The sequence below is a fragment of the Streptomyces sp. NPDC002926 genome, assembly GCF_053591755.1.
In genome coordinates this window covers 455,585-473,572 of record NZ_JBSFUK010000002.1, presented here as the reverse complement: position 1 = coordinate 473,572, position 17,988 = coordinate 455,585, and the positions used below count along the sequence as shown (strand labels likewise).

Sequence of the window (17,988 nt, the reverse complement as noted above, 5' to 3'; positions counted from 1 at the left end):
GTCGTGGGATTCGGCGGCTGCGACGACCTGGCACGGGGATGGTGACCAAGCCGGAGCTGATGGCGTCGCGCCAGATCGCTCGGGGCATGAAGGTGACCTTTTCATCCGTTTTTGCCATGTTATGCCGCCCCTGGTCAGGGGGTCCCTCGCGTGGTCCTGACGCACCCAGAATCGAATGTGGGCGAGATGGGCCGGCCCTGCAGCCCGTACGGTGGGAAGGTGACGCGCCTCATCGTGGCAGCAGGAGGAGGAGGCGACGCAGTCGCCGCCGCAATGCTCGATGCCGTCCTCTACGGCGGCCGGAGTCCGGCGGTGATCCTCACGTATGCGTGGGACCGCCTCTTGATCGACCCTGTACCGGGCCCACGGGGGCCGGCCAACTTCGCCGGTCTCCGCCCACTCACCAGAAGCGTTCAGGCTGTCCCCGCCGACGCGAAGCCGGTAGCCCCCGCAGGGTCCACACTCCCCCGGCTCGCTGCCGAGCTCCCCCATACTTTCGCGCTGATCGACCCGCACCACGGCGCCGAGGGCATCATCCGCCAGCTCGAAGAACTCACCGACCACCTGGCCCCCGAGTCAATCGACCTCCTGGACGTCGGAGGCGACATCCTCGCCAAGGGGGACGAACCAACCCTTCGCAGCCCGCTCGCCGACGCCCTCACGCTCGCAGCATGCTGCCAAGTCAACGCCCCCGTAAGGCTCCTGGTCGCCGGTCCCGGCCTGGACGGAGAGCTATCGGCGGACGACCTGCGCGACCGTATGGGCCCATCCGTCCTCACACTCAAGGCCGAGCACGTCGAGCCGGTCAGTTCTGTTCTGGAATGGCACCCGTCCGAAGCCACAGCCATGCTCGCGGCCACCGCCCGAGGAGTCCGCGGCCTGTGCGAAGTCAGGGACACCGGCCTGCCGGTCCCGCTCACCGACGAGGGCCCCACCGTCCACGAAGCCGACCTGGACAACGCCCTCAACCGCAACCAACTCGCCCGCGCCATCCTCGAGACCGAAACCCTCGACGAGGCCGAGCAGCACAGTCGCGAAATCTGCGGCTACTCGGAGATCGACTACGAGCGCAACAAAGCCACTCGGCTCGGAACCCAGCAAGAACAGAAGCTCGACCCTGACGCCGCGCTGAGCCAACTCGACCGGTTTGAGGCCGAAGCACGCACCCGCGGCATCACCCACACAACGTTCCGCCGCGTCACCGAGGCCCTCGGCCTCAACGGCAAACAGCGCCAGGACCTGAGAGCTCTCCTGATCAACAGCCGTCCAGAGCAATACGCAGCCCCACTCTGGCGCGTCTCATCTCAGGGACCGCCGACTGTGGTCGGGACCTAAGACATCCATCCGAGCGCATGCGTTGCCACGCGAACGGCGCTGGGGCGGTTGAGGAGGTCGGTGCTATCGGCCCATTGGTCCACGCCTCCCGCCAGGAGACCCTGCTCGAGCAGCGAGCTCCTCTCGCCGCCACCCACACGCAGTCTGAGCAGGCACCGCAACTCCTGACCTGCAGAAGCCCTTTCAGTCCGGCCTGCCACCGTTCATCATCCGTCGAGAAGTAACCGGCTCTCCCGCGCGGCATCGAGGAATCCCCCGTACCGGAATTCACCGATGCGCGCTCTGCGACGGCTTCTCAGCGACTCGGGTCGGACGATCGTGAAAGGGTGTCGGGGGCGAGCGTTGCGAACGATCTCCGCCCCGGACGCACAGCGTTGAGCATGCAACAGGGAAAGACCGGCCGTGGCTCCGATGGGTGTGGCAAGAAATGTCGGGCAGCCTATGAGGGCCTCCCCCTTGGAGACACCTGCCGCGCTGTCACTGATCACCACATCGACACGGATGCCGACCCTCTCGGACAGCCTCGCGGCGAGCTCGCTTGCGGCACGGTTGGGATCGGCCGGCCCGAGGATGTACTCGGAATCCGCCGCTCCGCGATCCAGCATGACGACGTCCCGCACGCCGGCGTCAGGAAACTGCGTGCACAAGGTCGCACGGAGTTCTTCGCGCCGTGCTGCGGTCCCGAGATCGGGCGCCGCAGCCAACCGCACAACCCGCCGCTGCTCCAGGGAGACGACCTTTGACGCCACCACGACGATGTCACCGTCCTCGCCGGCCGCCACCTCGGCCACGACGTCCGGCGCGAGGATGTCGTCCCCGGAACGGATGGGCGGAGATTCGACCGGCACCATGACGTGAGTGATGCCGCTGCCTGACCCCAAAGCCGCGGCCAGGCCTTTCAGGCACTGCCCGATCATCTCGAGATCGCTCCGGTCCACTAGGTCAGCCCCCGGCTTTGTATGTCGACACTGTCACTCGAAAACGGCCGGTCCGTGATGGATCGCGTCGTGTAGTCCTGCGAGGTGAAGTGGCACCTGGTACCGGATTTCTCGTCGTACGCCGAAAGGTGCAGCACGAGATGGGCACCCGGAAATCGGGCCAGCAGTTGCTCGAGAGGGATCGGCGGATCCTGGTTCAGACACTCGCGGACAGCGTCAGGCAGGCCGCGCACCTGGAGCGGATCGATACCATCCGTTTTGATGGTGATCACGCGAGATCTTCCGGGAGCCAGTCTCGGCAGTGGCACATCCAGCGTTCTGAGGGTGGCCAGTTTGGTGTTCCCGTTGGAACCCGCATCGGGCAATTTCAACATGCACACCGCACTGAAATCCACGGCAGCGCGACGACCCGTATTCATGATCTTCACGCGGTATTTAACCGGTCCTCCAGGAAGCCGCGCTTTGCTTATGGCCGAGGACCAGACAACCTTCGGCGCCAGGCCCTTGGTGAGCCAGATCCAGAACAGGTACGACGATGCAATGCCGGTGACGACAGCAAGGAGCGAGGAGATGGCAATTTCGCTCATTTCGTCCCACTGTATCGACCCTGCCACAAAGGAACACTGAACACTTCGGGAGCAGAGTGCACGTGCCCCCAGAGCCCCTGCTCCCCGAAGGACTCTCCGTGGTCGGCGGTGACTATGAAGTCGAACGGCCCCGGAAGCAGCCCGAACAGAACGCGCAGCTTGGCATCCACGAGGGCTACAGCGTCTTCCTGACACTCCGCCAGTTGGGCCATGAGCCGCTCGAACCGGGTGTCCTGCCGAATCGGTTCCTTGGCGTTTCTGGCATGCGCGTAGAGGCGCTGCTGCTGCAGAATCGAATCAGGAGCCGAGTATGGGGCGTGCGTCTCCGCCGCATTGACAAAGAGCAGCCATGGCTCCGGCTGTCCGGGCAGGACCGCCGCGATTTCCTGCGGATGAGAGAGTGCAAAATGCGGCGCTTCCCAGGCCGGCAGGTCGACATCATCCGGACAATAGGTGGGCCCCCAGTAGAGGAACTCATCAAATCCCTCACGTAATTGAGGGCCTGTGAACCAGCGCACGCCGCCCGCGCCAACCGTACGATAGCCACGGCGGCGGAGGCCGTCGATCATGTTCACGCCCGCCGAGAAGCCACGTCCGCGGCTCTTCAACAGACCAGGTCTCCGAGCCGTTGGTAATTGCCGTAACGCGATGGGTGACTCAAGACCGCGTATACGGTCCGCCAGCGGAAAGTAGCCCGAGAACATAGCCGTATGTGCGGGCAGGGTGAAGGTTGCATGCGCGAGCGCCGGTTCGAGGACGGTCAGGGCATCAAGAAATGGGGTGTCGGCATGCAATGCACTGTCGTACCTGCAACTGTCCAGCGTGACAATCAGAAGCGAATTGGCGCCGTCGTACTCCGGCATTTGCCCCCCTCAGCAGCGATCCACCCCTGTCCGGGATAACTGGCCAGGCTGAGCGTAGCGGCTGCTCATGAGCGTGTCCGCCCATCGGTCGGAGTAAACGTGCGCGCGCCATCCCTCGAAAACAGGCAGGGAATGGATCTGCGATCCTTGCTCTCGCAATGAGTGCAAGCGCTCACCGGGCTTGCGAGCGAAGGCGAGTCATTCGACGGCCTCGGGGGAGCCGGTCCGAAATCCACGGACTTTCACGGGCCCATCGCCGCAGCTCACAGGGCGCCGACCGGTCCCCGAACCTCATTGCCATTGGTGGGGTACGAAGAGGTCGGCCTGCGTCGGTCCGGACAGCGGCAGCTTGATCACACAACCCGCGCATCCATGCGGCGCCCGGGTGATTCCCGAGCTCGGAGCGCGGTTCGATTCCCGTCACCCGCTCCGGGCACAAGCCCCGGGCCGGCGGCCCGGAGCTTCTTTGTTGTGCAGGCCGGCTCACCGCCGGCGAATGGCCGTTCGCACCCTCCCAGCCCTCGGACGGAGCACCGGGAGGGCGCAAGCTCGCCGCCCTGCCCGAGTACGGAGTTCAAGGCGATTCGAGCAGTCCGAGCCGGTCGGCAACGTATCGGTGGAACTGCCACAGCGGGCGTTCGAGGTGGGACAGCCGTCCGGGGGTGGCTTGCGCGGAGCGCAGACCCCGCATGACGCCCTTGTTGGCGTGGGCGTCCTCGGCCTGTACGGCATTGAGTACCCCGGTGAGGAGCTCGACCCTGTCCTGGAAGTCGGCCAGTTCGAACGCCTCCGGCGGCACCAGAATGTGCACATCGAGTTCGTGGCTCTCCGGCCCGGTGGGGCGCCAGTCGAACCATGTGGCCATGTCGGGCGAGGCGGAGAAGAAGAACATCGGGAAGACGCCGGTGACGAGACTGGACGAGCGCTGCAGCCTGGTCGCCCCTTCGGGAACCGGGAAGAGGGTCGGCATGATGGGCTGCCCGTCGGGGCCGACCCCCGCCGCGGCTTCCTTGCTGATCACCATCGGGTAGCTGAACCAGTCGTCCTCGTGCGCCCCGTCAGGAACGATCGTCGACGTGGGCCACAGCGGCTGGAGGGTGTCCCGGTGCGTGCCCATGTGGTGGTACGCCTCCGAGCCGTTCTCCACGGCGATCTTCCAGTTCACGGGCTGCTGCCCCCAGGGGAGAGAAGCGGCCAGCCGCCAGGTGCCGAGGTCGAGCGGCGCGAGGGCGGCTTGCACCGCGCCCATCCGCGGCGCCAGGGGCTCCGCCCGGGGGTCGAGGTTGACGAAGACGAAGCCGTGCCAGGTCTCGATCCGGAACCGCGGCAGTGACACGTCTTTCTTGTCGAAGCCCTCTGCCTCGTGCATCAGAGGTGCGCCCGCCAGTTCCCCGTCGAGCCGGTAAGTCCACAGGTGATAGGGGCACATGAGGCGTTTGGTGGTCCCGCACCGGGATTCGGCGTCGTTCAGGAGATCCATCGAGCGGTGCCTGCACACCCTGGAGAGGGCGTTCAGCCGCCCCTGCTCGTCACGGGTGATGACCAGGGCTTCACCGACCAGATCGACGGCGAGCCAGTCACCGGCCTCGGGGACCTGCTCTTCGCGGGCGACGCACATCCACTCCCTGCGGAAGATGCGTTCGACTTCCAGTTCGTAGAGCTCCGGCGACCAGTACGCCTCGGGCGGCAAGGCCGTCGCCCGGGCGAGCGGTAACCGCGCCACAGCGGCGATGGCGTCGAGCAGGGCTTGGGTTCCCCTACGGGCAGGGGCAGTCGGAACGTGCACGTGAGTGTCGGCCATGGGCTTAAGAATAACATTCGTTATGTAAAAATTGGAGGGCGAGTCGCGCTCGGACCCTTGCGGGATCTGCGCGGGGTCGGGCTGCCCTGCGACGACAGAGGGCTCCGGCAACGGATCGACGGCGAAGCATCCTTGCCGACTCAGTAAAGTGACGGCTCATGGGCCGTAAGCCGAATCCTGACCGTAAGCCCGAGCTGCTGGCGGAAATCGTGCAGCAGCTCGTCCGCACAGGCGTAGGCGATCTGTCGCTCCGTCCGCTGGCCACCGCGCTCGGCGTCAGCACCTACACCCTCACCTACCACTTCGGCTCCCGGGAGCAGCTGATCAGCGAGGTGGTCCAGCACATCGAGGCCGAGCAGCACCGGCTGACCACGGCCTGGTTCACCGGCGATCCGGCGCAGGCGGTGCGCGAGTACTGGACATGGCTGGAGGAGCCCCAGAACCTCGCCCAGGTGCGGCTGGTGCTGGAAGTCACCGCGCTGCCCGCAGCGAGCCAGCCGATCCCGGCCGCGGTCCGCTCGGGCCTGGTCACCGCGTGGGTGGAAGCGCTGGCGGAAGCTCTGACGGAGCGCGGCGAGGACCCGGGCACGGCCCGCGTACGCGCCTCTGTTGCGGCTGCGGCGCTGGCCGGGCTGGCTCTGGACCTGCTCGCTACGGGGGATCACGAGCGCACCCGCGCGGCGGCCCACCTGATCGCGGATCAGGTGGGGGTACCGGCTGTGCCGCGCTGACCACGGCTGCGGTCATTGGTGACCTTCGCAGACGTCGAGGTGTTTCGGGGTGAGCGCCCATACGGCGAGTGCGGCAAGGAGCATCAGGCCCGCGCCGCTGAGGCCGACCACGTCGAGCGAGTCGGTGAAGGACTGCTGAGCGCGGTGGGCGAGCGCCCCGGCGGCCGGACCGGCGTGCTGGGCGAAGGCGAGCGCCCCGGCGAGTGACTCGCGCACCGTCTGCGCCGCCGCGCCGGTGACCCCGTCGGCGGCCAGGTCGGTGAGCGACAGGCCGCCCCGGTAGGTGGCGGCTGCGATGCTCCCGAGCACGGCCACCCCCAGCACGCTGCCCAGCTCATAGCCGGTCTCCTCGATCGCGGCGGCACTTCCGGACTTCTCCGGCGGCGCGCCGGCCATGATGACCGCGGAGGCGATCGCCAGCGATCCCATGCCCGTTCCGATCAGCAGCAGGGACAGCGCCACCCACAGGTAGGTCGTCGGGGCGAGCGCGATCAGCAGGAACCCCCCGCCGGAGACAGCCAGGCCGCCGGCCAGCACCGGGCGGGCCCCCCAACGCGCGGCCAGCTGTGGAGCAAGAGGCGAGATCACGCCGGCGCCGAGCGCGGCGGGCAGCAGCCGCAAGCCGGCCTGGAGCGGCGAGAAGCCTTCGACCAGCTGCATCCACTGCGCGATCAGGAGCATCATCCCGGCCATCGCCATCGCGGTGGTGACAGCCACGATGGCGCCGGCAGTGAAGGGCCGGCTGCGGAACAGCCGAATCTCCAGCAGCGGGTCCTGCCGGTTGAGGCAGCGCCGTACGAACCAGCCCAACGCGAGGACGGCCAGCGCGAAGGTCGCGAGCGCGCCGGCGTCGGTGAGGCCCTCCTTGGCGAAGTGTTTGACGCTGTGGACGAACGCGACCATGCCGACCATGGAGAGCAGCGCGGCAAGCAGGTCCCAGCGACCGGGACGGGGGTTGCGCGACTCCGGCAGCAACAGCAGCCCGGCGGTGATCGCGACGGCCATCACGGGCACGTTGACCAGGAACGCGGCGTGCCAGCTGAAGTGCGCCAGCAGGAAGCCGCCGAGGATCGGCCCGAGCGCTCCGCCGAGCGCGGCCATCGCGGCCCAGATACCGAGTGCGGTGGCTCGCTCCCTCGGGTCGGTGAAGAGGGCTCGGATCATCGACAGTGTGGCCGGCATGATCATCGCGCCGCCGACGCCGAGCAGGGCCCGCACCGTGATCACCTCGCCGGCGCTGTCCGCCCAGATCGCGGACGTGGAGGCGAGACCGAACACCGCGAAGCCGCTGAGCAGGGTCTTTTTACGGCCCCAGCGGTCGCCGATGGCGCTGACGGTGACGAGCAGTCCGGCCAGCACCAAGGCGTAGACGTCGACCATCCACAACAGCTGGACCGAGTCGGGCCGCAGGTCCGCGGAGATCGCGGGCAGCGCGATATTGAGAATCGTCATGTCCATGAGCACCAGCAGCAGGCTCGCGGAGAGCACCGCCAGCCCCGCCCAGCGGCGGGGGTGCGGACGCGTGGCGGGAGCCGTTTCGACGGACGGTGGGGCGAGCGTCATGAGCTCCTCCAAAGGGTCGCGGGGCCTGGATCTACCCCCCGCAATTAACATCACGTTCGTTATTATAACGTTCGCCTTGTTGAACCCTCTCTGACAGGAGCCACCCACCATGGCCGCATTCCTCTACCGGCTCGGCCGGTTCTGCTTCCGCCGACGGTGGACGATCACCGCCCTCTGGGTCGCACTGCTGATCGCCGTCGGCGTAGGCGGCGCGGCCCTGTCCGGGCCGACCTCCAACTCGTTCACCATCCCGGGCACCCAGGCCCAGAAGGCCATGGACCTGATGAAGCAGCGCTTCCCGGACACCCACGCGGGCGGCGCCACCGCCGTGGTCGTGTTCGCCGCACCCGATGGCCACAAGCTGGCCGAACCCGGCGCCACCGCCGCCGTACGCCAGTCGCTCGACCGGCTGCGCCGCGACGCCGAGGTCGCCGACGTCCTCGACCCCTTCGACGCGATGGCCGTATCCCCGGACGGCCGCTACGCGCTGGCACAGGTCACCTACAAGGTGCCGATGGGAGACATCCCCAAGGGCGCCCGAGCGACCCTGGAATCCGCCGCCTCGATAGGCCGCTCCGCAGGCCTCATCGTGGAGAGCGGCGGCGACGCCCTCCAGGAGCCGGCCGCGTCCGGCTCCGGCGAGATCATCGGCCTCGCGGTGGCCGCCCTCGTACTCGTCATCACCTTCGGTTCGGTCCTCGCGGCCGGACTTCCGCTGGTGACCGCCCTGATAGGCGTCGGAATCGGCGTGTCCGCCATTACGGCCACCACCGGTTTCGTCGACCTGAGCTCCAACACCTCGGTACTGGCCACGATGCTGGGCCTGGCCGTCGCCATCGACTACGCGTTGCTGATCGTCTCCCGCCACCGCGAGGAACTCGCGGCCGGCCGCCCTGCCCAGGAGGCGGCAGGGCTGGCGGTCGGCACCGCCGGATCGGCGGTCGTCTTCGCCGGGCTGACCGTGGTGATCGCACTCGCCGGACTCTCCGTCGCCGGCCTGCCGATCCTCACCCAGATGGGGTTCGCCGCCGCGGCCACCGTCGCTCTCGCCGTTCTGATCGCCCTCACCCTGCTGCCCGCGTTTCTCGGCTTCGCCGGGCAGCGGCTCCGACCCCGACGGCGTGCCGACAGCCTCGACGTCTCTGCCGGCCGCCGCTGGGCCCGTCTGGTAACCCGCCGACCTCTCACCGTCCTGCTGACAGCCACCGTTGCGCTGGCCGCACTCGCCGTCCCCGCCCTTGACCTGCGTCTCGGCATGCCCGACGACGGCAGCGCCGCCCCCGCCACCACCCAGCGCAAGGCCTACGACCTCGTCACCAAGGGATTCGGCCCCGGTCACAACGGGCCGCTGCTCATCGTCGTCGACACCAAGGGGAACGGGAGCGCCGAGGGCCCGGCCCGGCGGACCGCCGAACGACTCACCCCGCTGAACGGCGTCGCCGCAGTGACTCCCGCCGTCCTCAACAAGGCCGCGGACACAGCCCTGCTGACCGTGATCCCCAGCAGCGCCCCGGACAGCACGGCCACCGGCAGGCTCGTCTCCGCCATCCGCGACCTCTCGCCCCCCGCGGGAGCCACGGTCTCCGTCACCGGCCGTACGGCCATCAACCTCGACATGTCGACCAAGCTCGGCAGGGCGCTCGTCCCCTATCTCGCGCTGATCGTCGGCCTCGCGTTTCTCCTGCTCGTTCTCGCCTTCCGCTCGATCCTGGTCCCCCTCAAAGCGGCCCTGGGCTTTCTGCTCACCCTCGGGGCCACCTTCGGAGCCGTCGTCGCGGTCTTCCAGTGGGGCTGGCTGAGCACCGCGCTAGGGGTTCAGACGACCGGACCCATCGTCAGCGTGATGCCGGTCTTCCTGGTCGGGGTCCTCTTCGGTCTCGCCATGGACTACCAGGTCTTCCTCGCGACCCGGGTCCGCGAGGAGTTCGTCCACGGGGCCTCGCCCACCGAGGCAGTCGTCGCCGGGGTCGGCCATGGTGCCCGGGTCGTGACCGCCGCCGCGATCATCATGATCAGCGTGTTCGCGGGGTTCGTCCCGTCGACCGACCCCATGATCAAGATGATGGGCTTCGCCCTGGCGGTCGGAGTGGCCCTGGACGCCTTCGTCGTCCGGATGGCCGTCATACCCGCCCTGCTCGCCCTGCTCGGCCGCAGCGCCTGGTGGCTGCCCCGGTGGATCGACCGGGTGCTGCCCGATGTGGACATCGAGGGTGCGCGGCTCGTCACTCACGCACCGGAGGCCACCGACGCTCCACCGGCCGAACTCGTCCGCAGCTGACCGCACCGGGTCCCGGCCGCATCAGCCGGCCGGGACCCACCGCGCGCTGTCGGCCCCGGGAACGGCAAAGCGCCTGCTGGGCCACGAGACGCGCCGGTGCAGTCGGAGCACGGCCTGGTGCTCTCACTCGAGGACGCCGTCGGCACCAAGGTTCGCGCCGGCCGACCGGGGCCCGGCTCTCGATCTGGTCGACGACAGGGACTCTGCAGCGCGGCCATTTGCTCGGTGAACGTCGGGGCATCCAGGTTAGGAGGACACTGGACGTATGGCCCTACCCAAAACGCATCTTTGCTCGGCGTGCTCTGACGGCACCGCGCGGGACACAGTCCTTCACCAAGACCTCGTCGTCGGAGCACCTCTGTCCATGGAAGATCTCACCGACGCACAGCGCCTTGACCGGTTCGCCCGCAAGTACGCCCACGACGGTTGCCAGGTCACAGAAGTCGTGCGGGTCCCGCACGACAGCCTGAGCGGCTACGCCTGGTCCGTCCGCTTCACCGAGAGTCCGTGACAAGTCGATCACCGGACAGAGGCTCAACGGTGGCGTAACACCAACGCCCGCCACCTCGACGTCCTGGCCGCCCAACACCGAGAACGCGCCCGCATCCGAAGCCGGAGGGCATCCGCTGCGGCGGACGCCCGCTCAAAGCCGCGCGACCGGCCGCCGGCCATCGGCGACAGTTCCGAGATGACCGATCACCGCCGAGACTCCGAGCGAGCCGGCACCGGAAGCGAACTCACCTTGCTTCCGCTCAGTCCTGCCTGGCCGACGAGCACACCCTGGACCGCAACGAGCCGGGGCTCGCCAGTCGGGTGTCTCGTCGACCTCGGCGATGAGCGGGAGCCAGGCGTCTCAGCCGGTGATGGCGACCGGCGCGTCCCACGCGTCGCGGTCCACCGTGATCGTGTAGCCGCCCCGCGTCTCCTTGCTGTTGACCATGTACTGGTGGGCGCGGCTGTGGTTGGTCCAGCGATCGGCGGCGAAGGGCCAGTCGGCGGTCGTGGTGTTCTGCTTGTCCCACAGCGCGTACCAGAGGTTGCCGGGCAGGTCCGTACGGTCGGTCGCGTCGGCGATCGCCGTCGCGCTGGAGCTCCGGAAGCCGTAGTACCCGGCCCGGTACGTCTTGGCGTGCAGCGTCTTGTCGAAGGCGCGTACGTAGGTCAGCACCGCGTCGTTGCAGGACTTGTTGGTGATGTCGTACGACTCCATGTCCAGGTAGATCGGGCTGCCCGCCTTCATGCCCAGGGCCGAAGCCTTGGCCACCGCGTCAGCGGCGTCGGCGGCGCCGAGCGAGGCGGCGGTGGAGGTGGTCAGCTTCTCGGGGTTGGAGCTCGTCTGGCACGGCGGCTGGGCGCCCACGTACAGCGGGACGAGCCTCCAGCCCATGTTGCTGACCGACTTCACCCAGGAGGCCGTGAGGTTGGGCTGGCCGCAGCCGCGGTTCTTGCCGCCGACGTAGACGGCGGCCGCGCCGTAGAAACCGGTGTTCCAGGCCTTCATCGCGGACAGCGAAGGCGCGGTGCAGGTGTCGAAGGCGTTGCCGGTGAACGTCTTCTGGGCGGGCCACGCCGTGGCCGCCATGGAGGTCTGCGCCGCGATCCCGCCCCCGGCGACCACGGCGGCGCCCGCTACCGCCCAGGCGATATAACGGCGCCTCTTAGACATCCGATGTCTGGACATCCCACCCCATTCATGACATACGAGCACCGGGACGTGCTGAGCAAAGATGAACCGGACCCCGTCATAGCCCTTGATTCGGCGCACATCCGGCACAGCGACGACCGCGTGCTCGGCCCCCGGCGCCGGGAGCGGATCGCACCGTAACCGACGCCGGCACTGCACTCGGGAAACCCCTTGCCTCAATCGCCACAAGATTCCCTCAAGGCACAGCAAAGACTCCTGCCGACCGGCGAACGACCCACGACAGGACGGAAATTGTGCGAGCCCGGGACCTGTGGGTCAGCTGTGCGCCAAGGGCACGTCCCGGCCGCTGCGCCTGCGTCCGGGTGAAGGACCACAACTGCCCGATCGTTGCCCGATGGAGCGGTCACCCTGTCCCCGTTGCCTGCCCGACGCTGCCTGAGCTGCGGGCCGGCGTGCGGCTCCCTGATCAGGCCCGGCCCCGGGCCGGGCAGGCACATCGCCGGCCGCCTCCGGGTGGTCTGATCACGACCACATGCCGTTCTGCTCGTATCCGATCTAGGCTTCAACCATGAGGGTGAAGGGGTGGCCGGCACCGCGGGAGTGATGGAGATGCTCGACCTGTCTGCCAAGTTGTCGGACGTCCCGGCGATACGGGGTCGGTCACCTTGGCCCCATCATGAATACGTCAAGGGTTGGGGTGTGTTCGGGCTCCCCTTCGACTCCGGACACGTACTCGCGCTGCGCGTCTTCCCGGAGAACTCCTTCGGCCCCTACCGCACTCTGTGGCATCGCGACCCGAGCGGCAGCTGGTCGATCCACGTCGACGGTGCGCGGCTCGACACAGCGTGCCCCAGGTACTACGGCGCGGCCTGCGACCGCACGGGATACACCCACATCAGGCTCACCTGGACGGGCCCGGCCTCCCTGCGGGTCACGATGGATTCTCCGCCTCTGGACTGGACCCTCACCGCCTCCTCGACCCGGCTCCTCACCATCCTCAACAGCATCAGCGCGGCGCTGCCGCTCGCCACCTGGCGCCCTCGTTCTCTGGTTCGGACTCGGGAGCGATTGGCCCGCGCGCTGGGGATGGGGCATCTGCAGCTGTACGGCGTGATGCCGAGCGGCCACACCGGAACGCTCATGCCCCAGCAGATGTACTTCGTCAACGACTCACGAGCCACGCTCGACGGCGTCGATCTCGGACTCCCCGTCCAGCTGCAGGACAATCCGCGGATCGGTGACGTGCCCTTGCCGGCCCGCGGCGTCCTCGCCATCGGCCAGGCAGCCTGGAAGATCCTGGACCGGGCCGAATACGAACGCACCCGGTCCGAGACCGCCCGGCAGACCTAGAACCGGCAGACCTGGAAAGCGTCCAGGATGCGCCGGCAGGCGGTGCCGCCGCGGCGGGCTTTCTCCTCCGGGGAGATCTCGGCGGCGTTCCGGAAACCAGGTCCACGCCATGGTGATCGCCAGTGGCATCAGCAGCCGGGCCAGGCCCCGGGGGCGGTCCCGCTCAGCGGTGCGGATGATGCCGAGGCCCGTGGACAGCGTTTTCCGTACCCAGGGCGCGGGTTGCGCGGAATGCGAACCCGAGTGCTGAGGTTGTCGTGTTGGTGAGCGATTCGTCCTCTGACGCCGTGTTCCACCCGCTCGATCGGGAGTCCGTCCGCGAGCGGCTGGCGGCCGAACGTGCCGGCACGAACGCGCAGATCGCGGCGTTGAGCCGCGACTTCGACGGGATCGTCGAGGCGAATGCCCTGGTGGCGGTCGACGACGAGCACGACCCGGAGGGGTCGAGCACCGCCTTCGAGCGGGCCCATGTCGCCTCATTGCTGGCACAGGCACGCGGCCACCTGGCAGATCTGGATCGAGCGCTGGAACGGCTGGAGCGAGGCGCATACGGGCGGTGCGAGGGGTGCGGCGAGTGGATCCCGGCGGAACGCCTGGAGGTGCGCCCGGCGGCGAGCACCTGCGTGCGCTGCGCCGAGGCCCGCCCCCGCTGACCTCTGTCAGCGAACTGCGTCGAGAACCGCTCGGACGAACTCAGCCGACGGCAGGTAGCGGTGCGCGTGGGCGTAGGTGCCCCGCCTTCGAGTAGTGCGCGGCGTGCCGCAGCCTTCCGACTCAGGCACCGGACGGGCGCGAGCCGGTTCGCGCAGCTGATACGCAGCGGATGCAAGGTCATGCACCCGATCGGTACCGGCTCTGCTGACGCCGCACACGTCAGGCGGTCTGGTCCGCCAGGGATCTCACGCGGAAGGCGTGGACCACCTCGACCACGCCGAGGATGATCAGCCACAGGCCGGCGACCAGGGTGAGAGCGGCGAGCGAGCCGAACGGGGAGACGATCAGCACGATGCCCGCCAAGATGGTGATGGCGCCGAAGAACAGCTGCCATCCTCTGGCGGGCAGCCCTTCGGTGGAAGCCGCCACGGCCACCAGCATGATCCCGCGCAGCAGCCAGCCGAATCCGATCCACAGGGCCAGCAGAAACAACGACTGCGTCGCTCCGCGGAAGCAGATCAGCCCGAGCAGCACGCTCAGCGCTCCGGTGACGAAATGCAGCACTCTCATGCCGCCGGGCACGTGCGAGCCGAAGGCGCCCGCCAACTGGAAGACGCCGTTGGCCAGCAGGTAGATACCGAACAGGACGCCGACCACCGTCAGCGTCGCGCCCGGCCAGACGAGTACGCAGACGCCCAGAGCGATCGCGGCAATTCCGGCGGTGAGAAGGACCTGCCAGGCAGCCTTGGCGAGGGCGCCGAGGGCGCCTCCTGACGCTTCGCCGAAGGGGTCGGTCATGGCACCCGCCTTTCGCGGACAGGCATGGAGACGTGAGACGCAACCATCTTCTGTCGCTTCGGACACCCCCGCACGGCAGGAGCCGCTGGTCGAGTGCGACCGTCCGGTACCGACCGGACCCGCCGCTACCGGTCGGCCGGTAGTCCCGCGGGCAGCCGCCGGTCATTGCGGAGACCGGTAAATCCCAGGTGGGCCGATGCCCTGCCCGGCGTGCTATTTGGTTCCGCGGACGACATACAGCCCGCGAATGCGCTCGACCGTGAATTCGCTCAGGCCGAGGTCCCTGCACCAGCGCTCGAGCCGGTGCCGCGGCTGGGGTCGCTCGAATTGAGGCGAGAGCCAGTCGAAGGTGTCCAGTACCGACCAGGTCCGCAAGGTTTCCTTGTCGGTCAGCCCGATGTGGCGGTGATTGGCGACCGGGACCAGCCGGGTCAGATAGTTGCCCACCCGTGGGACTGAGCCGAGGAGCATGGAAACCGGCAGCAATCGCGGCGTGATGGATTGGACAACGCTATAGAGCTTGTTGGGAGGAATGCGCTTGGTGACGGGCCGCAGGAGTTGCCGGAGATGCGGATAGGCGACGATCGCCGCGTACACGTCGATGCAGAATTTCCCACCGGGCCGCAGGTAGCGAAAGATCGTCTTGAAGGTCCGCTCCACGTCAGGCGTGTGCTGGATGACCCCGAGGCAGACAAGGTGGTCGAACGACTCATCCACCAGGGGCAGGTCGTAAATGCTGGCCTGAAGGAGCCTCAGGTTGGCGAATCGGCCGTTGGATGCGGCGTTGGCGTCCACCGCGCTGGAGATGTCGAAGGAGGTTACGGCAGCGCCGGTCTGGCAGAGGACCTCGGTGAAGCGTCCGGCGCCGCTTCCGCACTCGAGAACCTCGCGGCCCCGAAGCTCATCGGCGGTCCAGCCGCTCTCACGGAGCAGGCGGTCCCTGGATACGGGGAGCCCCACATACGAGTCGAGCTGGGTAAGCCGATGCAAATTCCATTGATACCCGAACGAATTCCCGTAATTGTCCTCGGGAACGAACCGCGGGATCCCGTCACGCACCGGATAGCTCCGTCTGCACCTTTCGCAGGTCAGCGTGCTCTTTCCGTGAAGCCGCGCACGGCAGTTCGGACAACGAAGCGTCTCGAACCAGCAACAGTCTCGGTTCTTCTCCGCGAGGCCGTCAGCCAATCTCCTGTGCATGCAGGACACGCTAACCGATCGTTCGCTTTTAGCGGGCGAGGATCAGCGTGTCGTGTTCTTGGCAGCCTATTGCGCGCCGAGTCAGGCATGTGGGACTTGGCCAAGGCAGGTCGCAACTCAGGAAGAAGTGGGCGGCAGTGCCGCTCATTGGAAATCCGAATTGCGCGTCCATCGGCATGCGCATGGACGAACTCACCGGAGCCGAAGTCGAAACGCTCCCGGTCACCCGCGTCGTGCCGCACGAACACGGGCCCGTCCTTGGGGTCGGCATCGCCCGTCTGCCGGACGAAGTCGATCCCCTGTTCCGACGGAACGGGTGCGGGCCGGGCAACTCGGGTGCGCGAAGTCGCCGGTGACGTGACCGCCGATCGGATGGGCGTCGGCCCAGCCCTCGCCGGTCACTTCCTCCTCGTCGGCAGCCCTGCGCCTACTGGTTGGGGCCCGCTCCGGTACGCGACACCTGCCGAGCACCGGAGCGGGCGGGGCTCGGCCGGCCGCGATGGAGCAGGTCCACGGCACAGGCCCGTCGGCCGGGCACACCATCGGCGTCAGCCGAGGGGGTTGGTCCTGTCGCGCAGGACGTCCAGAGCGGGCGCGTACATGCGGGCCTTGATGGTGCCGAGGGTGGGGCCGGCCTTGCCCACCTGGGCGCGGGCGATCTCCACCGCGGTCCGGCGCACGGCGTCCTCCTCCACCGCACGGTCGACGACGGCGGCGGCCAGGGCGTCGTTGCCGCCGAAGCGGCGGGCGGTGGTCATGGCCTCGTGTGCTGTCTGCGGGGTCAGCCGGCCCTGGATCAGGGCGGACATGCCCGGGGTGAAGGGGATGTTGATGTCTGCTTCGGGCAGGCACCAGTAGCCGCGGTCGGCGCGCATCACCCGGAAGTCGTGGGCCAGGGAGAGCATGGCGCCCGCGGCGAAGGTGTGGCCCTGCAGGGCGGCCACGGTGACCACCGGCAGGGACAGCATCCGTGCCAGGAGCTCGTGGACGGAGATGACGTAGTCCTGGTGCTGGTCGGCGTGGGCGAACAGCCAGTCGAGGTCAAGGCCGTTGGAGAAGAACTTCCCCGTCGCGGCGGTCACCAGGGCGCGGGGCCCCTCCGCCTTCTCCACCTCGTCCAGGGCTGCGTTGACGGAGGCGATCCAGTCGGGGTGGAAGCGGTTCTCGTCGTCCCCGAGGTCGAGGATGAAGACATTGTCCTGGCGGTCGAGTATCGGCACGGTGACTCCCTCAAGCTGGGCGGGGTTCGGGGTGGTGACAGGTCAAGGCCGTGGCTCGTGACCGGTATCGGGCCGGTCGCGCAGGGCGTGGACCAGCAGGTCGTGGATTTCGCCGGCGGCCGCTTCCAGCGGAGCGGCGCTCCGCTCGGCCCGGCACATGATCACCGCGCCTTCGACCGCGGCGATGATGAAGGCGGCCAGCCTCATGCTCCGCTCCTCCGGCAGGCCGTGCCGGATGAACAGGGCAGCCAGTGCCCCCTTCCAGCGGGCGAAGACGGCGGCTGCGGAGCGGGCGAGCTGCGGGGCGTCGTCGTTGGTCTCCACGGCCACCGCCACGATGGGGCAGCCGGCCCGGAAGTCGCTGTCGACGAGCAAGTCGCGCCACAGCGCGAAGAAGGCGTCGGTCGCCTTCAGGGGGTCATCGGCCTGAGCGGCGGTCTCGATCAGACCGGCGATGAAGTCACCGGCGAGCGCCACCGCCTCGTCGATCAGCTGCGACCGCCCGCCAGGAAAGTGGTGGTAGACCGAGCCACGGGGGGCACCGCTGTGCGCGAGCACGCGGTCGATGCTTGTGGCACCGGCCCCGTTGTGGCGCAGCAGCTCGGCGGCACTGACAACCATCCGCTCACGACTGTCGCTCTTCCGCGGGCTCATGCGCCCGCCGCCTCGGAGGCTGCCGGGCGTATGGCCGCGCCGGCGGCGATTGAGCCGTCGACCATGCCGGTGTGCCTCCTCATGTCGGCGAGCCGAGCGTTCAGACCTGGACTACCGGTCGGTAACTTATGGGGCATGGCATAGAACATGCAAGAGGTCGGGCGCACCGGGTGCCCACCGAAGGCACGGTCGACCTCTCGGCCCCGGGTGTCGGGTTCCGTGCCCGGGGCGCCGTCATCGATCGCGCGGAGTTCCGCGGGGCGTACCACCTGGACGGGTGAACGCGGCGTCCGCCTGTTGTGTGCGGAGGTTGACGGCCGCGGCGGCGGGCGGCGGGCCGGTGCGGGTCCCGCCGTGCGTCCCCGCTCCGG

16 protein-coding genes and 1 pseudogene are annotated in these 17,988 nt (G+C 68.4%); 6 read left to right on the top strand and 11 right to left on the bottom strand.

Annotated elements, in window-relative coordinates:
* Positions 1–186 precede the first annotated feature (186 nt).
* Complete coding sequence (locus ACWDZ6_RS05460; protein ID WP_451501919.1) at positions 187–1,335, top strand: DUF1152 domain-containing protein; 1,149 nt, start codon at positions 187–189, stop codon at positions 1,333–1,335.
* Between the two features lie 206 nt (positions 1,336–1,541).
* Here the strand turns inward: ACWDZ6_RS05460 and ACWDZ6_RS05455 are convergent, their stop codons facing one another.
* From ACWDZ6_RS05455 to ACWDZ6_RS05440, 4 genes are all read right to left on the bottom strand, one after another.
* Entirely contained in the window at positions 1,542–2,273 is a 732-nt protein-coding gene (locus ACWDZ6_RS05455; RefSeq protein ID WP_451501768.1) for a coenzyme F420-0:L-glutamate ligase, read from the bottom strand.
* On the bottom strand, positions 2,273–2,860 hold the full coding sequence (locus ACWDZ6_RS05450; protein WP_326651348.1) for a hypothetical protein: 588 nt from the start codon (positions 2,858–2,860) through the stop codon (positions 2,273–2,275). Before ACWDZ6_RS05450 ends, ACWDZ6_RS05455 begins: the two co-directional genes overlap by 1 nt.
* A complete protein-coding gene (locus tag ACWDZ6_RS05445) occupies positions 2,857–3,723 on the bottom strand; it encodes a sulfatase-like hydrolase/transferase (protein WP_451501767.1) in 867 nt (288 codons plus the stop codon). Before ACWDZ6_RS05445 ends, ACWDZ6_RS05450 begins: the two co-directional genes overlap by 4 nt.
* 574 nt (positions 3,724–4,297) lie before the next feature.
* The gene (locus ACWDZ6_RS05440) at positions 4,298–5,524 is read right to left on the bottom strand and encodes an aromatic ring-hydroxylating oxygenase subunit alpha (protein ID WP_451501766.1); all 1,227 of its coding nucleotides are present in this window, start codon (positions 5,522–5,524) and stop codon (positions 4,298–4,300) included.
* Between the two features lie 158 nt (positions 5,525–5,682).
* On the opposite strand from ACWDZ6_RS05440, the gene ACWDZ6_RS05435 reads away from it, so the two are divergent.
* Entirely contained in the window at positions 5,683–6,255 is a 573-nt protein-coding gene (locus tag ACWDZ6_RS05435) for a TetR/AcrR family transcriptional regulator (RefSeq protein WP_451501765.1), read from the top strand.
* A gap of 12 nt (positions 6,256–6,267) precedes the next feature.
* Here the strand turns inward: ACWDZ6_RS05435 and ACWDZ6_RS05430 are convergent, their stop codons facing one another.
* Positions 6,268–7,818 carry an MFS transporter gene (locus ACWDZ6_RS05430; protein ID WP_451501764.1) on the bottom strand — a complete coding sequence of 517 codons (1,551 nt, stop codon included), beginning with the start codon at positions 7,816–7,818 and terminating at the stop codon, positions 6,268–6,270.
* Positions 7,819–7,927: 109 nt separating this feature from the next.
* Between ACWDZ6_RS05430 and ACWDZ6_RS05425 the strand changes: the two genes are divergently transcribed.
* Positions 7,928–10,096, top strand: coding sequence for an MMPL family transporter (locus ACWDZ6_RS05425; protein ID WP_451501763.1), 2,169 nt, complete (start codon positions 7,928–7,930; stop codon positions 10,094–10,096).
* Between the two features lie 364 nt (positions 10,097–10,460).
* A complete protein-coding gene (locus tag ACWDZ6_RS05420) occupies positions 10,461–10,607 on the top strand; it encodes a hypothetical protein (RefSeq protein WP_351461129.1) in 147 nt (48 codons plus the stop codon).
* 342 nt (positions 10,608–10,949) lie between these two features.
* Here the strand turns inward: ACWDZ6_RS05420 and ACWDZ6_RS05415 are convergent, their stop codons facing one another.
* Positions 10,950–11,777 carry a glycoside hydrolase domain-containing protein gene (locus ACWDZ6_RS05415; RefSeq protein ID WP_451501762.1) on the bottom strand — a complete coding sequence of 276 codons (828 nt, stop codon included), beginning with the start codon at positions 11,775–11,777 and terminating at the stop codon, positions 10,950–10,952.
* 663 nt (positions 11,778–12,440) lie between these two features.
* Here ACWDZ6_RS05415 and ACWDZ6_RS05410 point away from each other — a divergent pair.
* Together ACWDZ6_RS05410 and ACWDZ6_RS05405 are read left to right on the top strand one after the other, a co-directional pair.
* Positions 12,441–13,091, top strand: a complete 651-nt coding sequence (locus ACWDZ6_RS05410; protein WP_451501761.1) for a hypothetical protein — start codon at positions 12,441–12,443, stop codon at positions 13,089–13,091.
* Positions 13,092–13,354: 263 nt separating this feature from the next.
* Positions 13,355–13,744 (top strand): TraR/DksA family transcriptional regulator, encoded by a 390-nt coding sequence (locus tag ACWDZ6_RS05405; protein ID WP_451501760.1) that lies wholly within the window; start codon positions 13,355–13,357, stop codon positions 13,742–13,744.
* A 220-nt stretch (positions 13,745–13,964) separates the two neighbouring features.
* Here the strand turns inward: ACWDZ6_RS05405 and ACWDZ6_RS05400 are convergent, their stop codons facing one another.
* The 5 genes and pseudogenes from ACWDZ6_RS05400 to ACWDZ6_RS05380 all read right to left on the bottom strand — a co-directional run bounded on the left by ACWDZ6_RS05400 (position 13,965) and on the right by ACWDZ6_RS05380 (position 17,617).
* Complete coding sequence (locus tag ACWDZ6_RS05400; protein ID WP_389188384.1) at positions 13,965–14,543, bottom strand: HdeD family acid-resistance protein; 579 nt, start codon at positions 14,541–14,543, stop codon at positions 13,965–13,967.
* Positions 14,544–14,756: 213 nt separating this feature from the next.
* Entirely contained in the window at positions 14,757–15,602 is an 846-nt protein-coding gene (locus ACWDZ6_RS05395; protein ID WP_451501918.1) for a class I SAM-dependent methyltransferase, read from the bottom strand.
* Positions 15,603–15,743 (bottom strand): annotated as a pseudogene (locus tag ACWDZ6_RS05390) (Trm112 family protein); the annotation flags it as partial. It abuts the gene before it with no gap.
* 548 nt (positions 15,744–16,291) lie between these two features.
* Positions 16,292–16,963, bottom strand: coding sequence for an enoyl-CoA hydratase-related protein (locus tag ACWDZ6_RS05385; RefSeq protein ID WP_451501759.1), 672 nt, complete (start codon positions 16,961–16,963; stop codon positions 16,292–16,294).
* 42 nt (positions 16,964–17,005) lie between these two features.
* Positions 17,006–17,617, bottom strand: coding sequence for a TetR/AcrR family transcriptional regulator (locus ACWDZ6_RS05380; RefSeq protein WP_451501758.1), 612 nt, complete (start codon positions 17,615–17,617; stop codon positions 17,006–17,008).
* Positions 17,618–17,988: the final 371 nt, after the last annotated feature.